This window comes from Sphingomonas sp. PAMC 26605 (assembly GCF_000241485.1).
Classification (GTDB): Bacteria; Pseudomonadota; Alphaproteobacteria; order Sphingomonadales; family Sphingomonadaceae; genus Sphingomonas.
Genome location: NZ_JH584241.1, coordinates 297215 through 321130, shown reverse-complemented (window position 1 = coordinate 321130; position 23916 = coordinate 297215). Strand labels below are relative to the sequence as shown.

Below are 23916 nucleotides of genomic sequence, written 5' to 3'. Positions count from 1 at the left end.
CAGCCATGACGATCAAGACCCGCCGCGCATGACCGGCCGAGCGTCACACGAACGCCCGCGCCTATCGGGCACCAACCTCGAACGCGCAGCGGATCACAATCAGCGCGTGACGCTCCATGCCATCCGCGTGATGAGCCCACTGACGCGGGTCGAGCTGGCGCGCATCACGGGACTCACCGGCCCGGCGATCGCCAACATCACCAAACGCCTGCTGCAGGACGGACTGATCGAGGAGGCCGGGCAACGCCGCGGCGGCCGCGGCCAGCCGCCGACCAAATTGGTGGTCAAGCGCGACGCTTGCTATTCGATCGGCGTCAACATCGATCGCGATCATATCACGATCGTGCTGGTCGATTTCTCGGGCGAGACGCTCGCGCGCGTCACCGAAGACGTCGACTTCGCGCTACCCGATCAAGTGCGTGCGCTCTATCGCCGGTCGATCCGCACGATGCTGCGCAAGGCCAATGTCGATATCGCGAAGATCGTCGGTCTTGGCGTTGCTGTGCCTGACGATCTTGGCCTGGTCGATCTGCCAGGCCGGCCGGCGAATTATTCGGCGTGGGACGAGGTCGAGATCGCCAGCCTGTTCGAGCAACCCTTCACCCTGCCGGTGTTCGTCGAAAACGATGCCGCCGCTGCCGCAATGGGCGAGATGCAGCTCGGTCACGGGCAAAGCAACAACAGCTTCTTCTATATCCTGTTGTCGTCCGGCCTCGGTGGCGGGTTGGTGATCGACGGCACCTATATCCGCGGTGCGAACGGACGCAGCGGCGAGCTCGGGTTCATGCGCTCGCCCCAGCATGACGCCACGCCCGGCGAGCAGATCCAGACCTTCGTTTCGCTTTCTGGTCTTGCGCGCAGTCTCGAGGAGAAAGGCTATGCCCTGGCCGCCGTCATGCAGGGCGCGGCCGAGCCGGGCTTGTCCGCCTGCGTCACCGACTGGATCGAACGCGCGGCGCATCAACTGACCGTCCCGATCGACGCGATCAACTGCCTGGTCAACCCGGGCGTGATCCTGCTCGGGGGGCGCCTGCCGACGCCGGAACTCGATGCGCTGGCGGCGCGCACCGATGCGCTGATGCGCCAGCGTGCCGCGCTGCTTCCCTCGGTCGCGCCCGTCCGACGCGCCGCGCTCTCGGCCGACGCGCCGGCGGTTGGTGCTGCGATCCTCCCGTTCAGCCACTTCCTGCTGCCCAAGCCCGGCGCTTTGTGGAAGGCGCAAGGGCATCCCGACGGGGTCGACGAGCCAGCCTAGACTGCGTCGTGGCCGAACGAGGGCGGCCGATCCGCCTTGGCGCTGCCGAAGCGCGACGGCACTGCGCCCATTTCGAACAGAAGCGTGCCACCACGCGCCAATTCGGCATGCGAGATCCAATTGCGCGTCCAAGGCTTGCCGTTCCACGTCACCGAGTGGACATAGGGCCGATCGGCAGCGTTACCGCGGGCGAGGACATGCAAGGTCTTTCCGTGGCCGACATCGATCTCGGCGCGGTCGAACAGCGGTGATCCCAACACATAGACCGCGCTGACCGGATCGACCGGATAGAAACCGAGCGCGCTGAGCACGAACCACGCGCTCATTTGCCCGCAATCGTCATTGCCGATCACCCCGTCGGGATCGTGCTTGTACATCTCGGTCAGCAAGCGCCGCACCAGCGCCTGCGTCTTCCACGGCGCGCCGACAAAGGCATAGAGATAGGCCGCGTGCTGGTCGGGCTCGTTGCCATGCGCATATTGGCCGAGCAGGCCGCTAATGTCGGGCGGTGCGTTGTTCGGGAGCGTCGACGGCGCGCTGAACAGCGCGTCAAGCTTGCCCTCGAACGCGGCGTCACCGCCGAACCATTCGATCAACCCATAGACATCGTGCTGGTTGAGGAAGGTCGCTTGCCAGCCATTGGTCTCGGTATAATCGCGATATGCGTCGGTATGGCCGAGCTGGATCGGATCGTACGGCGTCCACCAGCTTCCATCGGCGTATTTCGGGCGCGCAAAGCCGATCTTTGGATCGAGCACGTTGCGATAGTTGCGGCTGCGTCGGCGGAGTGCCACGGCGTCGTCCTTCGCGCCCGCCGCGTCGGCCAGCACCGCCATCGCCCAATCGTCATAGGCATATTCCTGCGTGCGGCTTACCGACTCCCAGATCTTGTCAGCCGGCACATAGCCGAGGTCGTGATAATAGCCGCGACCGAGCGAGGCATCGCTGTCGGCAAAATTGCGATCGAAGGCGCGGCGGCGGATGTTGGGCCAGGCGGCGGCATAATCCGCAGCGATCCCCTTGGCACGCGCTTCGGCAAGTACGGCCACCGAGTGCCAGCCGATCATCGTGCCCGTCTCGACGCCCTGCAACTGCCACACCGGCGGGCCGTAAGGACTTTGCTGCGTCTGCCGGATCAAGTCGCGGGTGAACAACGCCGCGCGCTCGGGCCGAACCAGCGTGAGCAGCGGATGCAGCGCGCGATATGTATCCCACAGCGAATAGGTGCTAAACGCCGGTGCGTCGGCCGGCGCCTGGTGGACAGCGCGGTCCATCCCGACATAGCGCCCGTCGCGATCGGTAAAGAGCGTCGGCGCAAGCAGGCAATGATAGAGCGCACTCGACAGGATCGTGCGCTGCGCCGCGGTGCCGCCCTCGACACGGACGCACGCCAATTCCTTCGCCCACCGCGCGCGGGTGGAACGGCGCGCGGTGTCGAACGCCCAGCCCGGCGCTTCCGCTGCCAGCGCGGCCTTTGGCCAGCGACATCGACTGCGGATATCCCGGTCTTGATCAGGATCGGCTCGCCCCCGGCCTCGTCGAAGAACAGCGCGATTTTCAATCGGGTGCCGGCAACCTGCAGCGTTCCGGCGGTCGACGGGGCCGTGCCGTCCACGAAAAACTGCACGCGATCGGGCTTGCGCGACAACCGCATCGCGAAATGGATGCGACGGCCTTTCGCCCAGCGATGCACGCGCCGGCTGCCGGTCAGCAGGCCGTCCGCTTCGAGCGTCAGCGACGCGGCGTCGAGCACCACGCCCTTGTCCCACGTATCGACCATCATGTGGGCGAAATCGATCAATATGTGTCCCGCACCGGCGGGGAAACGATAGCGGTGCAACCCCGTCCGCTCGGTCACGGTCAGCTCGGCCTGCACGCCATTCTCGAGCCGGACACGGTAATAACCGGGCTCGGCGAACTCGTCGGTGAAACGCTGGCGATACCCGTGTTCGGGGTGATCGAGCGATCCCGGCTCGAGTTGCAACGCCCCGCGCGCCGGTACCACCAACACGTCAAGCATGTCGCCGATGCCGGTGCCCGACAGATGGGTATGCGAAAAGCCCATGATCGAGCCGTCGCTCCGATGGTAGCCCGAGCAAGCGTCCCATCGCGCGTTGTCGGTATCGGGCCCGAGTTGCACCATGCCAAACGGCAATGCCGCGCCGGGATAGGTATGGCCGTGTCCGCCGGTCCCGACGAACAGGTCGGGCGTACCCGCCGCGGGGGCTATTGCCGCCTTGCCCGGCGTGGCCGCGCTCAACGCGGCGAGCCCGACCCCACCGAGCATTTCGCGGCGATTTGCAGTGAGCATGCGTGCGCTCCGAAAGGGGATCAAAACCGCGCGGCGAGCAGCGCCGGCTTACGTCTCAGAGTGTCGAGGATCAGTTCGCCGAACAGGCCATTGGCCCAGGCGAACCATGTCCGCGTGAACGTCGCGGGATCGTCCTTGTCGAAGCTCTCGTGCATGAAGCCCGTCCCGGCATGCGTCTGCTTGAGCCAGCGCAGGCATTGGCGAACGACCGCATCGTCGTCGCTGTTGCGCGCGTGGACCATGATCGACATCGGCCAGATCTGGTTCATGCCGACATGCGGCCCGCCGATCCCCTTCGCTGCTTTGCCTTTGAAGAAGAACGGGTTGCGCGGGCTCCACGCCAAGTCCGCGGAGCGGCGAAACAGCGGGTCGTTGCGATCCGCGGCGCCGAGCAAGGCCAGCCCGCACAGGCTCGGCACATTGGCGTCGTCCATGAAGATCGTATTGCCGAACCCGTCCGCTTCATATGCCCACACCGTGCCGCCCTGCCCGTCGGACATCGTGCCGTGCGACGCGAGCGCCGCCTCGACCTCGGCGGCGAGCGCCAAGACAGTCGCGCGCCGCCGCGGTATCGGCCCGGGCCTCGTGGTGGACCCTCGCCAACATCCGCAGTGCCGACACCGCGAACAGATTGGACGGGATGAGAAACGGGAGCACGGTGGCATCGTCCGACGGCCGGAACATCGAATGGATCAGCCCGACCTTGCGCGTCGGTGCGCCGTAACCGTCGAGCATCAGCGTCTCGGTCGGCGATTTGTCGACGCGCTGGAAGCGATACGGCCCAGGCCCGTCCTTGCGCTGCTGTTCGCGGAACGTCGCAACCGCGCGCGCCATGCCTTGCGCCCACAATGAATCGAACGGCGCCTTGTCACGCGTCGCACTCCAATAGCCGTGCGCCAGCCGCATCGGGTAGCAGAGCGAATCGACCTCCCACTTCCGCTCGGCAACGCCGGGCTTCATCTCGGTCTGGTCGGCAATCGCGGGCAAACTCGACTTGGCGTTCGGATCTTCCATGAAGGCGTTGGCGTAGGGATCGATCTGGATGCAGCGTGCCTGCCGCTGGATCAGCCCATGGTAGACGCGGCGCAGATCGACATCCCTGGCGGCGAGATGGAGATAGGTCTGCATCTGCGCCGAACTGTCGCGTAGCCACAACGCGTCGATATCGCCGGTGATGACGAAGGCGTCGGGCTTGCCGTCGATCATCGACAGCTTGACCGTGGTGTCGAGCGTGTTGGGGTAGCAATTCTCGAACATCCAGGCGAGTTCGGGATCGGCGATCCGCGCCTTGACTGCCTTGATCTCTGCCTCGACCGCCTTGCTGGTGAAACGGCGCGCACCGGCCGCCGGCCGTTGCGATACGTGCGCGCCCGCTGCCAACGCCCGCGCTGGCAATGCTGCGGCAACGGTAAGTGCCCCTGCGCCGGCGATAAGATCGCGACGATTCATTCTGCTTGCTCCTCGTGTCCTTTACCGACCGCCGCGCTCATCGAGAAGGGCGCGTCGGCCTTGGCGGTCGCCCAGCGCGTGTTCGGCGTCGGCCCCATCACGAAGCGCAGCGTGCCGCCCGCCTGCAACGCCTCGCGCGACAGCCACGGCTTGTCGTAGCGCTGGCCGTTGAAGGTCGCCGATTGGATATAGACATTCTTGGCGTCGTTGTTGGCCGCCTCGATCGTCAGCACCTTGCCACCCGGCATCGTCACGCGCACCGAGCGGAACAGCGGGCTGCCGATCGCATATTGCCCGACGCTGGGCGTCACCGGATAGAAGCCCAGTGCCGAAAAGACGTACCACGCGGAAGTCTGGCCATTGTCCTCGTCGCCGGGATAGCCGTCGGGTGTTGCCGAATAGAGCTTGGCCATCACGTCACGGGCATGCGCTTGCGTCTTCCACGGCTGGCCGGCCCAATCGTAAAGGTAGATCATGTGCTGGATCGGCTGATTGCCGTGCGCATATTGCCCCATGTTGACGATCTGCATCTCGCGCGTCTCATGGATCACCGAGCCGTAATAGCTGTCGTCGAATACCGGCGGCAGCGTGAAGATCGAGTCGAGCTTGTCGGTGAATTTGCGGTCGCCGCCCTGCAGGTCGATCAAGCCCCGCACGTCCTGCATCACCGAGAAGCTGTAATGCAGGGCATTGCCCTCGGTGAAGGCATCGCCCCAGGCATAGGGATTGAACGGCTGCATCCAGCTGCCATCCTTGTTGCGGCCACGCATCCAGCCCGACTGCGTGTCGTAGAGCTTGCGGTAATTCTGCGCCTGCGCGGCGTATTTCTTCGCATCGTCGGTCTTGCCGAGTGCGGCGGCGAGCCGCGAGAGCGAGAAATCCGCGGTGGCATATTCGAGCGTGCGCGCGGCATTCTCGTTGATGCCGACATCGTAGGGGACGTAGCCGAGCTTGTTATACCATTCGACGCCCTCGCGCCCGACCGCGCTTAGCACATGGCCCTGCTTGTCGGTCGGTCGGCCCTGCGAACTGGTCGCGTTCTTGACCATCGCCTCGTACAATGTCGCGACGTCGAAGCCACGAACGCCGTTGAGATAGGCATCGGCGATGATGTTGGCCGAGTTCGACCCGATCATCACGTCGCGCTGCCCCGGGCTCATCCATTCGGGCAGCCAGCCGCCCTCCTTATAGGCGTTGGCCAGCCCCTGCATGATCTGCGCGTCGAGCTCGGGACGGACCAGCGCGAAATACGGGAACACCGCGCGCCACGTGTCCCAAAAGCCGTTGTCGGTGAACAGCGGGCCGTCATGAACCTTGCCGTCATACGGGCTGTAATGGACGATCTTCCCGCGCGCATCGATCTCGTGGAACATGCGCGGGAAGAGCAACATGCGGTACATTGCCGAATAGAAGGTACGGCGATTGTCGAGGCTCGGGTCGCTGACTCGGATGTGACCGAGTTCCTGCTCCCACGCCGCCTTGGCCTTGGCCTGCGTCACGGCGAAGCTGTCGCGGCCGATCTCGCTGTCGAGATTGCGCTCGGCCTGATCCGCGCTGATGAACGACGACGCGACCTTGACGCCGACTTGCTCACCGTCGCGCGTCTTGAAGCTGACCACCGCGCCGACATGCCCCCCCTCGCGCACCGTCTCGGCCCCGAGTTGCCAATTGTCGTCCCACGTGCGGCTGACGGTGAAATCATGGTCGAACTGCGCGACGAAGTAATTGTGGAAATTGTCGGGCACGCCGCCGTGATTGTTGCGGACATAGCCGGTGATCCGGCGCGTCGCCGCGTCGATCTTGACCATCGACCCGCCCGCCAGTCCGTCGAGCAGGATGTGCGCGTCGTCGCTCTTGGGGAAGGTGAATCGGAACTGCGCGGCGCGGTTGGTCGGCGTCACTTCCGCGGTCACATCGTAATCGGCGAGATAGACTTTGTAGTCGTACGGGTGGCTTTGCTCGGCCTTGTGGCTGTACCAGCTGGCGCGCTCGTCTTCCTTGATCTTGAGCGGACCGGTCTCGGCGAACAATGCGAACGCCGCATAGTCGTTCATCCACGGGCTCGGCTGGTGCGTCTGTTTGATGCCGTTGATCTTGGGATCATGGTACATATAGCCCCAGCCGCTGCCGGGCTTGCCGGTAACCGGCGACCAGAAATTCATTCCCCACGGCACCGCAACCGCCGGGTAGGTATTGCCGTACGACAGCTCGTGGTTCGAGTCGGTGCCCATCAGCGGGTTGACCAGATCGGCCAGTGATTCGCCTTGTTGCGCCGCCTGCGCGAACATCGGTGCGGGGGCGACCAAAGCGGTGCTGACAGCCAGCGCAAGCAATGTCCGGAAGGGCGTCTTCAACGCAAGTCTCCTTTGGCGAAATGGATCGAGCGCGGCGGGGCGCCCGTATTGGTCAGCATGACGGGCTCGATCGCACCGTTGGGCGCGAACCGCATCCGGTCGATCGCGATCTGCCGATGCTCGCCCTTGGCGTCGCCGAGCGGGCGGCGGTGATAGACGATGTACCATTCGTCGGTGCCTGGCACGTTGACGACAGAATGATGCCCCGCGCCGCGCGCGATCCTGGGATCCTCGGCGAGGATCTCGCCCATCGGTTTGAACGGTCCGGTCGGGCTCGCGCCCATCGCATAGGCGACGCTATAGTCGGAGCCGGTCCATGCGCCTTCCGACCACATCAGATAATAGATGCCCTGGCGCTTGATCAGGAACGAGCCCTCGACATAGCCGGGCGGCGTGATCTCCTTGTAGGTCGTCCCGTCGGCGAACGGCAGCACCGAGCGCAGGTCCGCGCTTAGGCGTACCACATTGCAATGCTTCCAGCCGCCATAATATAGATACACCTGTCCATCGTCGTCGCGATAGACGAACGGGTCGATCGGTTGCGCGCCGTTATGGAAGCCGCCGATCAACGGCTTGCCGAGCGCATCCTTGAACGGGCCCGCGGGCGTGTCGGCAACGGCCAGGCCAATCCCGCCGTGCTCGGCGTCGCTTTGGATGTCGTTGGCGCCGAAGAACAGATAATAGCGTCCGTTCCGCTCGATCGCCGACGGCGCCCATATTGCATAGGCCGCCCACGCCACGCCGGCGACGTCGAGCACATGGCGGTGCTTGGACCAGTGGACGAGATCGGGCGACGAGAAGGCGTCGAAGAAGGTCTGCTGCAGATAGGAAGGCCGCACCGTATGCCGCTTGCGCAATACCGCTTGCTCGGCAGTGAAGTGCGCCGAGAGGTCGGGCTTGCCGACATCGTCCGAATAGGTCGGGTAGATCCAATATTGCCCGGCGAACACCCGCACTTCCGGATCGGCATACCACCCCGGCACGATCGGGTTATGCGCAGCGGCGGGCGTGACACCCGCCGCCACCGCCAGCGCTAGCAATCCCGTCAGACGCATCGGCAGCTTACCACCCCAGCCAGAAAAAGGCGCGGCATCGCTGGGGGAACGATGCCGCGCGGCGTGGTCCGGGGGGGCACGCCATCTCAGAAGGTCCATTGCGCGCCGAGATAGAAACGGCGCCCGGTATATTGGCTCGAATAATAGCGCGCGGTCGTATCGTTGCCGAGATGCGCGCTCTGTTCGGACTTGGTGAGGTTGATCACCGAGCCGGTCAGCGAGATATGATCGGTGAGGTTGTACTGCGCGTTGAGATCGACTTGTTCATACGGCGACGAATAGACGTTGAGTCCCGAGACGATCCCGCCGACCTGCTCGCCCTTGCGATTGTATGACGCGCGTAGCAGCACGCCGTGCTTCTCGTAGAACACCGACGCGTTCCACTGCGTCTTGGCGCTGCCGACCAGCGGCGACGTGCCGATCTTGACGCCGTTGAGCGAAACATCGGCGGTCGACGTGTGGTTGTAGGTGAAGTTTACCTGCGCCCCGAGCCCGAAATCGAGCGTATGCTGGGCGTAGAGTTCGACCCCTTCCGACACTGCGCTCGCTCCGTTCGCCTGGGTCGAATATTGCTGAACGACAACGCTCTGCCCCTGCACGGTCTGCGTCAGATCGAGCACGAGCGGCACGACGAAGTTTTTGACGTCCTTGCGGAACAAGGCCGCGCCGATCACCGACCCGCGGTGGAAATACCATTCCGCGCCGAGGTCGTAGGCCCAGGCTGAAAACGGCTTGAGGTCGAAATTGCCGCCACTGCCCGACCAGCCCGATCGCTCGCCGAACTGCGCACGATCGTAGGTATAAGCGTCCGAATGGAAGGTCAGCGACCGCGAGGACGCCAGGTCGTTATAGGCCGGGCGCGCCACGACCTTCGACACCGCGCCGCGCAGCAGCAGCTTGCTCGTCACGTCCCACGAGACGTTGAGGCTCGGCAGCACGTCGGTATAGGATTTGGACTCGGTCACCGGCGCATAGATGCGGGACTCGCGCTGGCTTTGCGGGATGACCTGGCAATTGCCGTCGGGTCCGAGCGGCGCCGGCGAGAAGGGACCGCCCGGCCCGTCGACGCAATAGTCGTTCTCGAGATACAGGGTGTCGGTCGATATGCCCGACTGCTTGGTGTTGGCGATCCGCAACCCGACATTGCCACGCACTGGCCCCGCCTTGAAGTTCGCCTCGATATACCCGGCGAGAATCCGCTCGTCGATCCGGTAGAGATTCTGCGGCTGCGGTACTTTGACCGCGTTGCCGTAGGTGGTGTTGAGATAGGTGAGATAGTTGGGAAGGTTGATCCCCGGAAACGAGCTCGCCGTGAAACCGCCGGGAATATTGCCGATCGGCTGGCCGTAGAAGAACGATGGCTGCGCCACCGCACCCTGCGGCGTGTCCTGGAAACGCAGCAGCGTCGCCGGATTGGCGTACCAATCGAGCTCGCCCGTCTCGCGCGTGATCTTGCCGTCGCGCCATTTGCCGCCGACCTGGATCGATTCGAGGACGCCACCGAATTTGCGCGTCACGTCGACCTGCGCATATTTCTGCTCGATCGAACTGTTGGTGAAGCCGGAGCCGGTCGACCCGGTATCGATCTGCGCGACGCCATTCATAAGGTTTTGCTGGAGTTCGGGCGAGAAGGTCATGTTCAGACCGCCGCGGCTGAAATCGTACGAACTGAGGTTGTTGCCGTTCTGCGTCACGGTCCCGGTCAGGCGCGGCTTGGCTGCGACATAGAATTGCTGCGACGGACCGCCGGTCGAGCGCGTCTTGCCGACGATGAACGACGCGGAAATCCGGTCATGCGACCAGTCGCCATGCAGGTCGAAGGTGTTCGAAATATCTTTCTCTTTGGCATAGGTGCCGGAAATCTGCGGGGTTTCCATCGTGCAGATCGGCGTCTGGGTCAGGCAGCCGGTCCCCGCTGCCGGCACTTGGAAGGTCGCCGACTGCAGGACGGTCCCGCTTTTGTCGAACTTGGCGCCGGTGAAGAAATTATCATAACCCCATTCGGGGATCTTCAGCACGTTCGACGTGGTCTGGCTGTTCAGCTGGAAGCGGAAATAATTGGCGGTGAAGCGCAGGTTATCGGCTGGTTTCCACTCGAGCGTCGCTTGCGCGCCGATCCGCTCGCGCTGCGACGTGACGATCGATTCGTCGACTGCCTGCGGCGCCCAATAGCCGTTATAGTGCTGCCCCGATTGGGTCGTCTCGCCGCGGTTCTGCGACCAATAGGTGACCGCGGCATCGTTCGCGAAAGTCTTGCCGTTGACGTCGGTGGCGGGCCTACCGCCGCCGCGGCCACCATCGGCCCACCACTGCCAGCTCTCGGTCGAGCCATCCATCTCGCGATTGGTGCGCTTCTGATAGGTACCGCCGAGCAGCAGTCCGAGCGTGCCCGACGCGTTGTGCCACGACAGCTGGCCCGACACCTGCGGCTCGATCTTGTGCGTCACGTCGGAATCGGTGCCTTCCGCCGAAACGAAGCCGGACCAAGGCTTCAAGTCGAGCGGCCGGCGCGTGTGCAGGATAATCGTACCGCCGACGCCCCCCTCGTCGAGCCGCGCCTCGGGCGACTTATAGACGTCGATGCTGCCGATCATGTTCGACGGGAGCAGCAGATAATTGAACGAGCGGGATGGGTCGCCGGTGTCGGCGCCAGCGATGAAGTTGCCGTTGAGTTCGGTCAGCGTCAGGTCCGACTGCAAGCCGCGAATGCTGACTCGACTGCCCTCGCCACCGCTGCGCTCGATCACCACGCCCGGCACGCGCTGCAACGAATCGGCGACGTTCTTGTCGGGAAATTTGCCGACGTCTTCGGCGGTGATCACGTCGATGAACGCATTGGCGTCGCGCTTGCGCGCCAAGCTGGTCTCGATCGAGCGGCGATATCCGGTGACGACGATGTCCTTGCTCGAATCGCCGGCGGCGTCCTGCGCGGGCGCCGGGCCGGCATCGGCCGGCGCCGCCGGCTGCGGCGCATTTGTCGTTGGAGCGGGGGGCGGCGGCGCGGGGGCGGTCTGCGCCTGTGCGACGCCGCCAAAGACGATCACCGCGCTCACCGACCCGAGCAGGCGGCGCAGTGCACGACCATGTCGCGCCTTCGTAAACTGAGACATACTTCTGTTCCTCTCCCAGCGTCGGACTGTGCCCGATCGGTTATTTTTCTCGTCCGCGCGATGACCGCGAACCGCGACGATAGAATTCTAATTAAAAACCAAATTGTCAATTAAAACGTGATGCGACGTCACTTTTGTACGACCGGTGCCAGCGCCATTGCGGCGGGGCGAGCGATCGCGGCGGCGCCGGCGCGCCGTTCGCGATCTCTGCTATTTCGGCGCGTCGAACAGCGGCGACGCCATTCGTGCGAAGGTTTCGGGGGGTGCCTTGGCGATTTCGCGGTCGTAGGTCAGCAGTCCGTTGATCTCGCCTTCGACGTCGGTTGTCTGGGTATAGACCGACGCGCTGAGCCCATTTTCGCGCGCTTGACGCACGACCTCGTCGAACTTCCGCTTGTAGCGCGCGACATAATCCTTCGGATCGCTCGTCACCTGGTAGCTCCAGCGTTTGTCTTCGCGCCACAAATGGCCGTCGATCGGGCGCCCGACGCCGCCATATTCGCCGAGCACGATCGCACGGTCGCTCTGGTGCGTCGGGGTGTGGGGCACGTCCTCATAGGTGTGGATGTCGAACACGTCGGACACGCCCGGAGCGGCGTCGAGCCAGCCGCTATCGGCATCGACCAAGCGACTCGGGTCCAATCCCTTCACATAACGCGCGAGCGTCGCGGAATCATATTGCCCCCAGCCCTCGTTATTCACGACCCACAGCACGATGGACGGAAACGCGCGCAGACTGCCGATCATATGCGCCAGCTCGTTCTGCTGCTCGGCCATTACGTCGGACGACAGCACCGCCTGGCTTTGGCTGGTGCCCGCGACGAACTGGTCTTCGCCGCCGCCAGCCGGCATGTCCTGCCAGATCAACATGCCGAGATGATCCGCATCGTAATAATAGCGCGCGGGTTCGACCTTGATGTGCTTGCGGACCATGTTGAAGCCCGCTTTCTTCAAAAACTCCAGGTCGGATCGCATCGCCACTTCGGACGGCGGGGTCAGCAGCCCGTCGGGCCACCAGCCCTGGTCGAGCGTGCCGTTGTGAAAATAAGGCTTGTTGTTGAGCAACAGCGCCGGTTGACCGATCACTTTGCCCGGCCCGACCGAAATCTTGCGCATCGCGAAATAGCCCGTCACGCGGTCGCGCGGCACGCCAGTGACCTGCGCGGCGGCAAAGGTGACCCCTTCGCGCTGGGTGAAACGCGCGTCATAGGCGGCGCGATCGCGCTCCGCCCTGCCGGCGTACGGGTCCTGAATACGCACCAACTCGGCGACGATATCGTACACGAACGGATCCTCGGGCGACCATAGATGCGCGCCCGGCACGCTGAGACTGGCGTGGCGATTGGCGCGGACGATCGTCGAAGCGATCGTCTTGCCCCCCGAGCGCACGCTCACTCGCACCGCGTCGGTGTCGCTCGCCGAAGCGCTGAGCGCCACATCGACCTCGGCCCTGCCGCGATCGATATCGGGCGTCACGCGGACGTCGGCGATGTGGAGCGCCGGAACCGGCTCGATCCACACCGTCTGCCAGATGCCGCTGACCGCGGTGTACCAGATGCCCTCGGGAGCGAGCGACTGCTTGCCGCGCGGCTGGCTACCCGCACTGGTCGGGTCGGCCACCTGCACCGCCACTATATTCTCGCCGGGTTTCAGGAAATCGGTGATATCGAACGAGAACGGATCCGAGCCACCGACATGCGTGCCGACGATCGCACCGTTCACCCAGACGTGCGCGACATGGTCGACCGCGCCGAAGTTCAGCAGGACGTGCTGCCCGGTCCAATCGGCCGGGACCGTGAAATGTCGCCGATACCACAGCCGGTCTTCGGGCAGCAGCGTGCGCGCCACGCCCGACAGACGCGATTCGACTGCGAACGGCACCAGGATCTGGCCATCCATCCGTGGTGGCAGCGGCGCTGCCGCCTTGGTGATGGCATAGTCCCACAGGCCGTTGAGGTTTTGCCATTTGGCGCGTTCGAGCTGCGGGCGCGGATAGCTGCGCCAGGCGTTGGCGGGGGTCACCGTCTTGCCCCAGCGCGTCATGATCGCGCCGGTATAGACCGAATCCGTCCGCGGCGGCGGCGCGCTCTGGGCGCCAACGCCCGCGCTCCCCGCACCGCTCAGCAGGAGCGGGAGTATAAATTTACGCATCGTCGTCCTCATGGTCGCACCATCGATGGCGGCGCATCGGCCGGCGCGCTGCCCCATCTGGGATTTGGCTTCGGCCCCATCGTCAGCACCAGCGTCGCACCGCCGGCGACGTCACCGTGGCGGAACCACGGCTTGGTCCAGGGCTGGCCGTTGAGCGTTGCCGATTGAATGTACTGGTTTTGCGCCGAATTGTTCTTCGCGACGATCTCGAGCGCCTTGCCATTGCCCATCTTGAGCACCGAGCGATCGAACAGCGGGCTCCCGAGCACGTAGATGTCACTCGACGGATCGACTGGATAGAAGCCGAGGGCGCTCAGCGCGTACCAGGACGAGGTCGCGCCCTGATCGTCCATGCCGGGATAGCCGTAGCCGCTCGCATCGCTGCCATAGAGATCGCGCAGGATACGGCGCACCAGCGCTTGCGTCTTCCACGGCTGGCCACTCCAAGCGTAGAGATACGGCGCTTGCTGGTCGGGCTGATTGCCCTGCACATATTGCCCGATCACCCCCGTGCAATCGCGGCAGATACCCTTGGGATTGTACGGCGTCGTAAAGAACTGGTCGAGCTTTGCATTGAACGCCGTACGCCCGCCGAGCTCGTCGATCAGGCCTGCCACGTCGTGCGGGACCAACCACAGGGTCGACCAGCCAGACGCCTCCTTCATCATGAAATTATAATAGGGCTCGCGCGGATCGAACGGCGCGATCCATTTTCCGTCGGCGGTGCGACCGCGCACGAAGCCGATCGAACGATCGAACACGTTGCGATAATTGCCGGCGCGCTTGGCGAACAGACGCGCGTCGTCGGGATGCCCCAGCCGCGTCGCGAAATCCGCCATAGCGGCATCGTCCCAGGCATATTCGAGCGTCGTCGCTGCCCCCGCCTTGCCACCGGCATAGGGCGGGCTCGGGTTCCCGGCAGGGATTTCGTCGGCGATCCATCCGTTGCGATCGTATTCCGCCAGATAGCCGCGCGGCCCGTTGGGATCGGTCGCGTTCTTGCGCATGTACGCATAGGCCGCCTGGTAATCGAACCGGATCCCGCGTCGCATTGCGCCGAGATACAGGAACACCGCATTGTCGCCGTGGAACGAGGTATTCATGAAGCCGCGCTCGCGCGCCATGTCGAGTTCCGACTGCATAACGTTGCGAGTCACTTCGGGCTCGAGCAGTTCGAGCAGCACGATCTGGTTGCGGCCGGTATCCCAGAACGGCACCGGGCCGTAGCGATCGTACGTCGCGGTTTGCGTCGCGCCGTGCGTGTCGGTGAAGCGCTCGCCCTTGCTCGCGACCAGCCGCGGGCTGGCGAACGACTGGAACAGCGTCGAATAGAACAGCATTCGCTGCTTCTCCGTTCCGCCGCTGACCTGGACCTTGTCGAGCAAGGCCGCCCATTCGGCGCGGGCCCGAGCATGGACCCCGTCGAAATTCCAGTCCGGGCTTTCGCCGCGCAAGCGCTGCTCGGCGGCAGCATAACTCGGGCCGTGGGCCATCCTGACCAATACGGTTTCGCCAGCACGCGTCGTGAAGTCGAGATAGCTCCCGGCAAAACTGCCTGCGATCGTCCGCGCGCCCGGCAGAACGTCCTTGTCGCCGATGCCGTAACCGCGATCGGCACTGGCCGACTTGCGAAACATGCCGAAGCTTTTGAAGGGCTTCGAGAACTCCGCTACGAAATAGGCACCGTCGCGCGCGTCGTTGTCGCCGTGCTCGGCTGCAATGCCGCGCACCATATGGTCGCCGACGATCTCGACGTCGCCGCCCCGCCCCGGCAGATTGAGGATGACATGCGCGCGTTCGGTCGCCGGAAAGGTAAAGCGCATCAGCGCAGTCGATTGCGTCGCGGTGAGTTCGACCCTGGTTTTGAAACTATCGAGAAATACCGAATAATAGCCCGGCGCCGCCGTCTCGCGCGCCTTGTCGTAATACGCTTCGCTATAGGCGGGCGGCACCATCCAGTCGCCGACCACCGGCATCAGCATTGGCTGCGCCCGCGCGCCATAGGTCGGCCCGCCACCGCCGGTGAAACCGATCATCGTCGGGTTGCTGTAGTAATACGGCGTCGCCACCCCAGACGGATAGCTGAGTTCGACATTGAGATTGACGGGCGCAGCCTCGACCGCGCTGTGCGGCAAACGCGCGCCGGGTGAGGTTATGCCGGAATAAAGCGGCTCGCCGGCCGGCGGGGCGTTGCCGATCAGGTCCGGTCGGTAGAGCGGCGCCGTGCCGACCAGCGGATTGGCTTGATCCACCCCAGGCAAGCTCGGACGCACGCCCCGCGCAGAAACGTAGGCACACCCGAGACCGGATGCGATCATGATAGCGCCCCCCGCCGTCGCGATCGCCAAGCGCCGATAGGGGCGGAACACCCATGTCAAGATCATACCCTCTCCGCTCAGATATCGAGCCCGCAACCTGGATTTCGAGCTTCAGCCGCTTACCAGGAATCGAGATCTGCAAAATTCATTAAATAAACCATTTTGTCAATTAAATTGAAGTCGGTTTCTAATTGATTGGTCACAGCGACGGGTCTTGGGATCGAGATGTAGGCTTACCGGCCCCCCAACCATGGCGGGGACATCACAGTCTTGGTTTTTGCGAACGATCAGGACCGCGGTGCGACGGATCGTGGACCGACCGGCCGCCATGGGTGGCGGCGACCGCTCGATCGATCCATCCGGCAAAATCGTTGATCCGATCGGTAGGCGCAAATGCGCTATACCGAGCACATGTCACATCCCGTCGCCGCATCCCCCAGCCCCATCGTCGCACTTTCGATCGGCGTATTGCGCGGGTCGTTAGCGAGCGGCGTCCGCCGCTTTCTCGGCATCCCCTACGCCGCGGCGCCGGTTGGCGCGCATCGCTTCGCGAAGCCGCAGCCGGCGCCGCCGTGGCACGGCGTCCGCGACGCGACCGGCGCCGGCGCCACCGCGCCGCAGCGCACCCGTGCCGTCGCGGGGCTCGATGTCGCGGCGCTGATCGGCAGCGGCTGGGTCGAAGGCGACGACTATCTCACGCTCAACATCTGGACGCCCGCGCAGGCCGCCGAGCCCCTTCCGGTGATGGTGTTCGTCCATGGCGGCGGCTTCGTGGTCGGGAGCAAGGATGCGCCGGTGCAGGACGGCAGCCGCTTCGCGCGCGACGGCGTGGTCTGCGTCGCGATCAACTATCGCCTCGGTATCGAGGGTTTCCTGCCGATCCCGGGCGTGCCGACTAATCTCGGCCTGCGCGACATCCTGTTCGCGCTCGGCTGGGTCCAGGATAACATCGCCGCCTTCGGTGGCGACGCCGGTAACGTCACCGTGTTCGGCGAATCGGCCGGGGCGATGGCGATCGCCGATCTCATCACCTCGCCGCTTGCCAAGGGCCTGTTCCACCGCGCGATCGTCGAGAGCGGACACGGCGCGATGACGCGCGACATTACGGTCGCGCAGCGGCTGGTGCGCAAGCTCGCCGACTTGCTGAAGGTGACCCCGGATCGCGAAGGCTTCGAACGCATCGCCCCCGGCGCGGCGCTCGACGCGATCGAAACGGTGTCGCAGCCGACGACGCGGCTCGACCTGCGCGGCCCCGACGGTCGCGAGCCGGTCTTCGGGATCAGCCGCTTCGTGCCGGTGCACGGCGACGCCGTGCTGCCCGAGCCACCGCTCGACGCGTTGCGCAACGGGGCGGGGTCCGGGGTCGATCTGCTGATCGGGAGCAACGCCGAGGAGATGAACCTCTACCTCGTCCCGAGCGGAGTCCGCGACACGATCGGTCGCTTGCTCGCCACTTATTTTCTCCACCGTTCGCAGCCGCACGCGCGAAAAGTCCTGCGCGCCTATGGGATCGGGGAGCCGGGCAAGAAGCCCGGACAGGCGCTGACCGACGCGCTGACCGACCTCGTCTTTCGCTGGCCCGCGCGGCGCTTTGCCGAGGAGCATCGCGGGCGCACGCATGTCTATGAATTCGAATGGCGCTCGCCACTGTTTGGCGGCGAACTCGGCGCGGCGCACGCGATGGAACTGCCGTTCGTGTTCGACACGCTGGCGACCGTGACCGGCGAAACCGGGCTGTGCGGCCCCAATCCGCCGCAGGCGCTCGCCGACCGCATCCACCGGCTATGGGTCGATTTCGCGCGCGACGGGACGCTGCCCTGGCCCGAATTCACGCGCGACGAGCGCAACGTCCATCACCTCGCAGCCGACGCGACGGTGCGCGAAGCGCCGCTGCCGGCAGCCCCGTTCCTGCCCTGAGCCAAAAGCCGCCCGGCCAAAAGCGACGGCCGATCGGCACAGCGGAACGACCTTTCAGATAGGTTGAAACACGCCTATAGCTCTGATGAGCCGAGCGGACGCCACGATCCGCCGCCACGGAGAGGATTTCATCATGCGTCAGCGCACCTTGCTCAGTCTGGCGACTTCGGTCGCCTGTCTCGCGATCCCCGGCCTGGCCGCAGCGCAAGACCAGCCGTCGCCAGCGGCCACGACCCAGCCCGCCGCCCAGACCGATCCCGGCGACATCGTCGTCACCGCGCGGCGCCGCGAGGAATCGCTCAAGGACGTGCCGATCGCGGTGACCGCGCTGACCGGCGACCAGCTCAAGGACCGCCAGGCCAATTCGATCAAGGATATCGCGGCCTACACGCCCGGGCTCAGCATCAATTCGGACTCGGTCGGCCGCGCGTTCATCTCGATCCGCGGGATCGGCACGACGCTGATCGACACGGTCCAGCCCGGCGTCGGCATCTTCATCGACGGGGTCTATCAGCCCAACACTTCCTACCTCAACAATCCGATCGTCGACGTGGCGCGGATCGAGGTGCTGCGCGGGCCGCAGGGCACGCTGTTCGGCAACAACACGCTCGGCGGCGCGATCAACGTGGTCACGCGCCAGCCGTCGAACAGCTGGACCGGCCGCTTCGACGCCGCGGTCGCGGGGACCGACAATTATGCGACCGTGTCGGGCACGGTCAGCGGTCCGATCGTCCGCGACGTGCTGCAGTTCCGCATCGGCGCGTCGTATCACGAGCAGGACGGGTTCCAGCGCAACACGCTCGCGATCGGCGACATGAACCCGCTCGAACAGCATGCCGTCAACGGCACGCTGCGCTTCCTGCCGGCGAGCTGGGCGACCTTCACGCTCAACGGCAGCTACGACCACGCCTTTGGCGGCAGCACTGCCTACGAACATGTCGACGGCCCGACCGATTATCGCGAGACCGGCGCGACCAATGTGCTCAACCGCACCGGCATCGATTATTACGGCGCCAATCTGAAGGGCGAGTTCGATGTCGGGTTCAACACCAAGATCACCGCGATCGGCGCCTACAATCAGAAGGATCTGACCAGCGTCGGCGACGGCGATTTCGGCGCGGTCGATCTGCTGCGCTCGAATGGCGGCTCGCGGCTGATCACCAAGACGGTCGAGCTGCGCGCCGATACGCAGTGGAGCGACGCGATCTCGACGCTGATCGGCGTCTATGGCGATCGCTACGTCCAGCGCGGCGACACGACCAACCGGCTCGATCTCAGCCCGTTGCTCGCCCTGCCCGCAGGCACGATCCCGGCGCGCACCTCGACCTCGCATGCGGTGACGCAGAACGACACGCGTGCGGTGTTCGCGACGGTGTTCGTCAAGCTCGGCACGATCGATCTCGCGCTCGGCGGCCGCTACGATCACCAGCGGCTGACCGGCAGCCAGACCGACGTCGCGACGATCGGTGCGACGCCCGCATTCTACATCCCGCCGGTCTATACCAAGGACCAGTTCCAGCCGCGAGTCACGCTCACCAAGCATTGGACGCCCGACTTCATGACCTATGCCTCGGTCGCCAAGGGCGCGCGCGGCGGTGGGCAGAACGGGCCGGGGACGCGCGCGCAGGATGCGCTCTACAAGGGCGACAATGTCTGGACCTACGAAGTTGGGACCAAGATTTCGGCGTTCGACCGCCGCCTGTCGCTCGATGCCGATGTGTTCTATAACGATTATAACGACTTCATCGGGCAGAACTCGCTCGCACCCAACGCCACCGGCGCGGGCTTCGTCGCGATCAACCTCAACACCGGCCATGTCACCAGCTATGGCGCCGAGGCCGAGGCGCATCTTCGCCTGACCGACCAATGGCGGATCGATGCCGGCGTGTCGTACCTCCACGCGCGCATCACCGACGACAGCCAGTATTTCGCGACGACCGGCGTCCACGTATCGAGCGACCGGATCATCTTCACGCCCGATTACAATTTCAACGCGAGCACGACCTACACCGTGCCGGTCGGTCTGAAGGCGCTGGTGCTCAACGCCGGCGTCATCGGCAAGGGCAGCCGGATCGGGTCGAGTCTCGATCCCAACACTGCGCCACGGCTGTCGCCCTATACGCTCACCAACGCGTCGGTCGCGTTCCGCTTCGCCAGCGGGTTCGAGATCGCGGCGTTCGGGACCAACCTGTTCAACACCAAATTCATCGAAAGCTATATCGACAAGTCGGCGCTGGTCCGCGCCGGCCTCGCGCCGATCGCAGCCAATCTCGCGCTGCAGGGCGACCGCCGGCGCTACGGCGTGCGCGCGACCTTCAAGTTCTGATCCGATGAACGCGATGACGGAGCGTCCCGTGCCCCAGACTCTTCCTCCCGGCTTTCTCGATGCGCTGGCGGCGCGGTTCGGCGACCGGCTGCACGTCACCGAGGCGATGCGGACGCAGCATGGGCACAGCGAAGCGCATTTCGCGCCCATGCCCCCCGACGCGGTGGTCTTCGCGCACTCGACCGAGGATGTCGTCGCCCTGGTCGAGCTATGCACCGCGGCGGGCGTGCCGATCGTGCCGTTCGGCGCGGGCACCTCGATCGAGGGCAATGCACTCGCGGCGCGCGGCGGGGTCAGCGTCAACCTGTCGCAGATGGACGCGATCGTCGCGGTCAATGCCGAGGATTTCGACTGTCGCGTCCAGGCCGGCGTGCGGCGCGAACAACTCAACGAGCATCTGCGCGACACCGGCCTGTTCTTCCCGATCGACCCCGGCGCGAATGCGACGATCGGCGGGATGGCCTCGACCCGCGCCAGTGGCACCAATGCGGTGCGCTACGGCACGATGCGCGAGGCGGTGCTGTCGCTCACCATCGTCACCCCCGACGCGCGTGTGATCCGCACCGCGCGGCGGGCGCGGAAGTCGGCGGCGGGGTACGATCTGACCCGGCTGTATGTCGGCAGCGAGGGAACGCTCGGGATCATCACCGAGGTCACGCTCCGGCTCCATCCGATCCCCGAGGCGATCTCGTCGGCGGTGTGCGGCTTCGAGACGCTCGACGGCGCGGTGACCACGGTGGTGCAGGCGATCCAGCTCGGCGTGCCGCTCGCGCGCGTCGAGATCCTCGACGACATGCAGATGCGCGCGGTCAATCGCTGGTCGAAGCTCGATTATCCGGAAATGACGACACTGTTCTTCGAGTTCCACGGTTCCCCTGCCGGGGTCGCCGAGCAGATCGCGACGGTCCGCGCCCTGGCGATCGACAATCGCGGCGGCGATTTCGCCTGGGCGAACCTGCCCGAGGAGCGCGCGCGGCTGTGGAAGGCGCGGCACGAGGCCTATTATGCCGCGGTCGCGCTGCGCCCCGGCGCGGTCGGCTGGACCACCGACGTCTGCGTGCCGATCAGCCGGCTGCCCGAATGCATCGGCGCGACAAAGGCCGATCTGGCGACGACGCGGGTCCCGGCGACGATCCTCGGCCATGTCGGCGACGGCAATTTCCACGTTATCTTCGCGATCGACCCCGCCAACGCCGCCGAATTCGCCGAAGTGAAGGCGATCAACGCGCGGCTGGTCGAGCGCGCGCTGGCGATGGACGGGACGTGCACCGGCGAGCACGGCATCGGTCTCGGCAAACAGGAATGGCTCGTCGCCGAACTCGGCGAGGCGGTCGAGCTGATGCGCACGGTCAAGCGCGCACTCGATCCGCGCGACCTGTTCAACCCCGGCAAGATCTTCGCGCTCTAACGAAACGGGCTTTCCATGACCGACCTTTCGCTCGTCGACCCCGAACTGCGCCCGATGCTCGACCAGTGGCCGACGCTGGCGCTCGACGCCGACCTGCTCGCGACGATCCGCGCGGCGGGCAGTCGCCTGCCGGCGCCGCCGGTCGTGCCCAATGCGGTGACGTGCGAGCGGCGCTCGGTGCCCGGCCCCGCGGGCGCGCCCGACGTCTCGCTATTGATCTACACGCCCGCTGGCACGGGGCCGTTTCCGTGCCTCTTTCACATCCATGGCGGCGGCTATGTGATGGGCGATGCCGCGAGCCTCGAGTTCGCGCACCGGCCGATGGCCGAGGCGCTCGGCTGCGTAATCGTCTCGGTCGACTATCGGCTCGCGCCCGAGACGGTGTTCCCCGGCGCGATCGAGGATTGCTATGCCGGCCTCGCCTGGACCTTCGCGCAGGCGACGGAGCTGCGTGTCGACCCGGCGCGGATCGGCGTGATCGGCGAGAGCGCGGGCGGTGGCCTCGCTGCCGCGCTGGCGCTGCTCGCGCGCGACCGCGGGACGTACCGGCTGGCGTTCCAGCACCTCACCTATCCGATGCTCGACGACCGGACGTGCACGCGCGATGATCCCAACCCGGCCACCGGCCAGTTCATCTGGACGCCGCACAACAACCGCTTCGGATGGCGCGCGCTGCTCGGGCGCGATCCTGGGGCGGACGACGTGTCGCCGTATGCCGCCGCGGCGCGCGCGACCGATCTCGCCGGGCTGCCGCCGACCTATATCGCGACCGGCGCGCTCGATCTCTTCGTCGACGAAGACCTGGACTATGCCCGCCGCCTGATCCGCGCTGGCGTGCCGACCGAGCTGCATGTCTATCCCGGCGGCTTCCACGGCTTCGACATCGACCCCAACGCCGCCGTCGCGGCACAGGCGCGGCGCGACCGGATGGACGCGCTCCGTCGCGCGATGGTGGTGAAGTGAGCGCGTCCGCCGCACCCCGTTCTTTCACCCGCGCGCTGCCGCCGCTGCTCGCGCTCGCGCTGGCGATGGCGCTCGGTTTCACGACGATGGGCTCGTTCAGCATGGTGCAGGAAGGCGCCAAGCTCGAAATGGGCCTTAGCGATCGCGCGCTGGGGCTGATCCAGGGCCTGTCCGCCGCGATCCCGCTGGCACTGTTCTCGATCCCGATCGGCATCCTCGTCGATCGCGGTTCGCGGGTACGGTTGCTGCTGGCGATGGCGGTGATCTGGACGCTCGGCGCGGCGCTCACTGCCGTCGCGCCCGGGCCGGCCGTGTTGTTCGTCGCGCGGATGCTGACCGGGATCGGCACCACTGGCGGCCTGACCGCAGCGTTGTCACTCGGCGCCGATCTGTGCGCGCCAGACCAGCGCGGGCGCGCGCTGCTGATCGTCACCCTCGGCAAGACGCTCGGCGTGGCGCTGGCTTTCGGTCTGACCGGCGCGCTGCTCGGCTGGTTCCTCCACGGCGGCACGCTGCCGCTCACCCACGGCCTCGCGCCGTGGCGCAGCGCGCATGTCGTGCTCGCGATCCTCGCGGGTCTCTTCGCGCTGCCGCTGCTGCTCCTGCGCGAGCCGAAGCGGCAGGAGGTCGTCGCGGGGACGCACGCGCCGTTCCGGGTGGTGGTGGCCGAGCTGTGGTCGCGCCGCCGCTTCCTCGTGCCGCTGTTCGTCGGGCAGATCAGCGTCGTGATGGCCGATGCCGCCGCCGGGATCTGGGCGGCGCCGATCCTCTCGCGCAGCTATCACCTGACGCCCGACCAGTTCGCCGGCTGGATGGGAACGCTGATGTTCGCCGCCGGCCTGGTCGGCACGATCCTCGGCGGCGTCACCGCCGACATGGGGCAGCGCAGCGGCCGGCGCGGCGGCGTGCTCTACGGCGCGGCGGCGGCGGCGCTGGTCGGCGTGCCTGCCGCGCTGTTCGCGGTCGCGCCGGGCGTGTCCGGCTTTGCGATCGGGCTCGGGGTGCTGGTGCTGTGCGGCACGATCACCGGGCTCGGCACGTCGGTGGCGCTCACCGTGCTCGTGCCGAACGAGTTGCGCGGGCTGTGCATCGGCGCCTTCATCGCGCTGGCCGGCGTGATTGGCTATGGGCTCGCCCCGACCCTGGTGACGACCGTGAGCGGCCTGCTCGGCGGCGAGGCGCAGCTCGGGGCGGGGCAGGCGATCGTCGGGGTCGCCGTCAGCCTCCTTGCCGCGCTGGCGTTCATCCTCGCGATCCGAACCGCCCCCCGCACCGCGACCGACAAACCTATCTGATAGC

General features: G+C 65.7%; 13 protein-coding genes and 1 pseudogene. 6 read left to right on the top strand and 8 right to left on the bottom strand.

The annotated features are described in order from the left end of the window. Positions 1–28: 28 nt before the first annotated feature. On the top strand, positions 29–1255 hold the full coding sequence (locus RH90_RS01500) for an ROK family transcriptional regulator (protein ID WP_010183439.1): 1227 nt from the start codon (positions 29–31) through the stop codon (positions 1253–1255). Here RH90_RS01500 and RH90_RS01495 read toward each other — a convergent pair. The 8 genes and pseudogenes from RH90_RS01495 to RH90_RS01465 form a co-directional block, all read right to left on the bottom strand. Then, positions 1252–3566: pseudogene (locus RH90_RS01495) on the bottom strand (GH92 family glycosyl hydrolase). The gene RH90_RS01500 and the pseudogene RH90_RS01495 sit on opposite strands and share 4 nt — an antisense overlap. A gap of 20 nt (positions 3567–3586) precedes the next feature. Further along, on the bottom strand, positions 3587–4066 hold the full coding sequence (locus RH90_RS24725; RefSeq protein ID WP_442852460.1) for a glycoside hydrolase family 125 protein: 480 nt from the start codon (positions 4064–4066) through the stop codon (positions 3587–3589). Then, the gene (locus RH90_RS01490; RefSeq protein ID WP_010183432.1) at positions 4029–5015 is read right to left on the bottom strand and encodes a glycoside hydrolase family 125 protein; all 987 of its coding nucleotides are present in this window, start codon (positions 5013–5015) and stop codon (positions 4029–4031) included. The genes RH90_RS24725 and RH90_RS01490 overlap by 38 nt, the downstream gene beginning before the upstream one ends. Continuing rightward, positions 5012–7369: a GH92 family glycosyl hydrolase gene (locus RH90_RS01485; protein ID WP_010183430.1), complete on the bottom strand. Its 2358-nt coding sequence runs from the start codon at positions 7367–7369 to the stop codon at positions 5012–5014. The genes RH90_RS01490 and RH90_RS01485 overlap by 4 nt, the downstream gene beginning before the upstream one ends. Then, the gene (locus RH90_RS01480) at positions 7366–8424 is read right to left on the bottom strand and encodes a glycoside hydrolase family 43 protein (protein WP_010183429.1); all 1059 of its coding nucleotides are present in this window, start codon (positions 8422–8424) and stop codon (positions 7366–7368) included. The genes RH90_RS01485 and RH90_RS01480 overlap by 4 nt, the downstream gene beginning before the upstream one ends. 86 nt (positions 8425–8510) lie before the next feature. Next, positions 8511–11534 carry a TonB-dependent receptor gene (locus RH90_RS01475; protein WP_010183428.1) on the bottom strand — a complete coding sequence of 1008 codons (3024 nt, stop codon included), beginning with the start codon at positions 11532–11534 and terminating at the stop codon, positions 8511–8513. A gap of 210 nt (positions 11535–11744) precedes the next feature. Continuing rightward, the gene (locus tag RH90_RS01470; RefSeq protein ID WP_232280280.1) at positions 11745–13685 is read right to left on the bottom strand and encodes a glycoside hydrolase family 2 protein; all 1941 of its coding nucleotides are present in this window, start codon (positions 13683–13685) and stop codon (positions 11745–11747) included. 8 nt (positions 13686–13693) lie between these two features. Then, on the bottom strand, positions 13694–15937 hold the full coding sequence (locus RH90_RS01465) for a GH92 family glycosyl hydrolase (protein WP_232280279.1): 2244 nt from the start codon (positions 15935–15937) through the stop codon (positions 13694–13696). 459 nt (positions 15938–16396) lie between these two features. On the opposite strand from RH90_RS01465, the gene RH90_RS01460 reads away from it, so the two are divergent. The 5 genes from RH90_RS01460 (at position 16397) to RH90_RS01440 (ending at position 23912) form a co-directional block, all read left to right on the top strand. Further along, positions 16397–17920 carry a carboxylesterase/lipase family protein gene (locus RH90_RS01460; RefSeq protein WP_010183424.1) on the top strand — a complete coding sequence of 508 codons (1524 nt, stop codon included), beginning with the start codon at positions 16397–16399 and terminating at the stop codon, positions 17918–17920. A gap of 133 nt (positions 17921–18053) precedes the next feature. Continuing rightward, complete coding sequence (locus tag RH90_RS01455) at positions 18054–20246, top strand: TonB-dependent receptor (RefSeq protein ID WP_010183422.1); 2193 nt, start codon at positions 18054–18056, stop codon at positions 20244–20246. A 4-nt stretch (positions 20247–20250) separates the two neighbouring features. Further along, positions 20251–21654 (top strand): FAD-binding oxidoreductase, encoded by a 1404-nt coding sequence (locus RH90_RS01450; RefSeq protein WP_010183420.1) that lies wholly within the window; start codon positions 20251–20253, stop codon positions 21652–21654. Between the two features lie 15 nt (positions 21655–21669). Then, positions 21670–22617 carry an alpha/beta hydrolase gene (locus tag RH90_RS01445; RefSeq protein ID WP_010183419.1) on the top strand — a complete coding sequence of 316 codons (948 nt, stop codon included), beginning with the start codon at positions 21670–21672 and terminating at the stop codon, positions 22615–22617. Next, on the top strand, positions 22614–23912 hold the full coding sequence (locus RH90_RS01440) for an MFS transporter (protein WP_010183417.1): 1299 nt from the start codon (positions 22614–22616) through the stop codon (positions 23910–23912). Before RH90_RS01445 ends, RH90_RS01440 begins: the two co-directional genes overlap by 4 nt. Positions 23913–23916: the final 4 nt, after the last annotated feature.

Coding starts and splice junctions, on each gene's coding strand:
- RH90_RS01500 (WP_010183439.1), top strand. CDS start 29: ATGACCGGCCGAGCGTCACACGAACGCCCGCGCCTATCGGGCACCAAC.
- RH90_RS24725 (WP_442852460.1), bottom strand. CDS start 4,066: ATGTCCGACGGGCAGGGCGGCACGGTGTGGGCATATGAAGCGGACGGG.
- RH90_RS01490 (WP_010183432.1), bottom strand. CDS start 5,015: ATGAATCGTCGCGATCTTATCGCCGGCGCAGGGGCACTTACCGTTGCC.
- RH90_RS01480 (WP_010183429.1), bottom strand. CDS start 8,424: ATGCGTCTGACGGGATTGCTAGCGCTGGCGGTGGCGGCGGGTGTCACG.
- RH90_RS01475 (WP_010183428.1), bottom strand. CDS start 11,534: ATGTCTCAGTTTACGAAGGCGCGACATGGTCGTGCACTGCGCCGCCTG.
- RH90_RS01470 (WP_232280280.1), bottom strand. CDS start 13,685: ATGCGTAAATTTATACTCCCGCTCCTGCTGAGCGGTGCGGGGAGCGCG.
- RH90_RS01460 (WP_010183424.1), top strand. CDS start 16,397: ATGCGCTATACCGAGCACATGTCACATCCCGTCGCCGCATCCCCCAGC.
- RH90_RS01455 (WP_010183422.1), top strand. CDS start 18,054: ATGCGTCAGCGCACCTTGCTCAGTCTGGCGACTTCGGTCGCCTGTCTC.
- RH90_RS01450 (WP_010183420.1), top strand. CDS start 20,251: ATGAACGCGATGACGGAGCGTCCCGTGCCCCAGACTCTTCCTCCCGGC.
- RH90_RS01445 (WP_010183419.1), top strand. CDS start 21,670: ATGACCGACCTTTCGCTCGTCGACCCCGAACTGCGCCCGATGCTCGAC.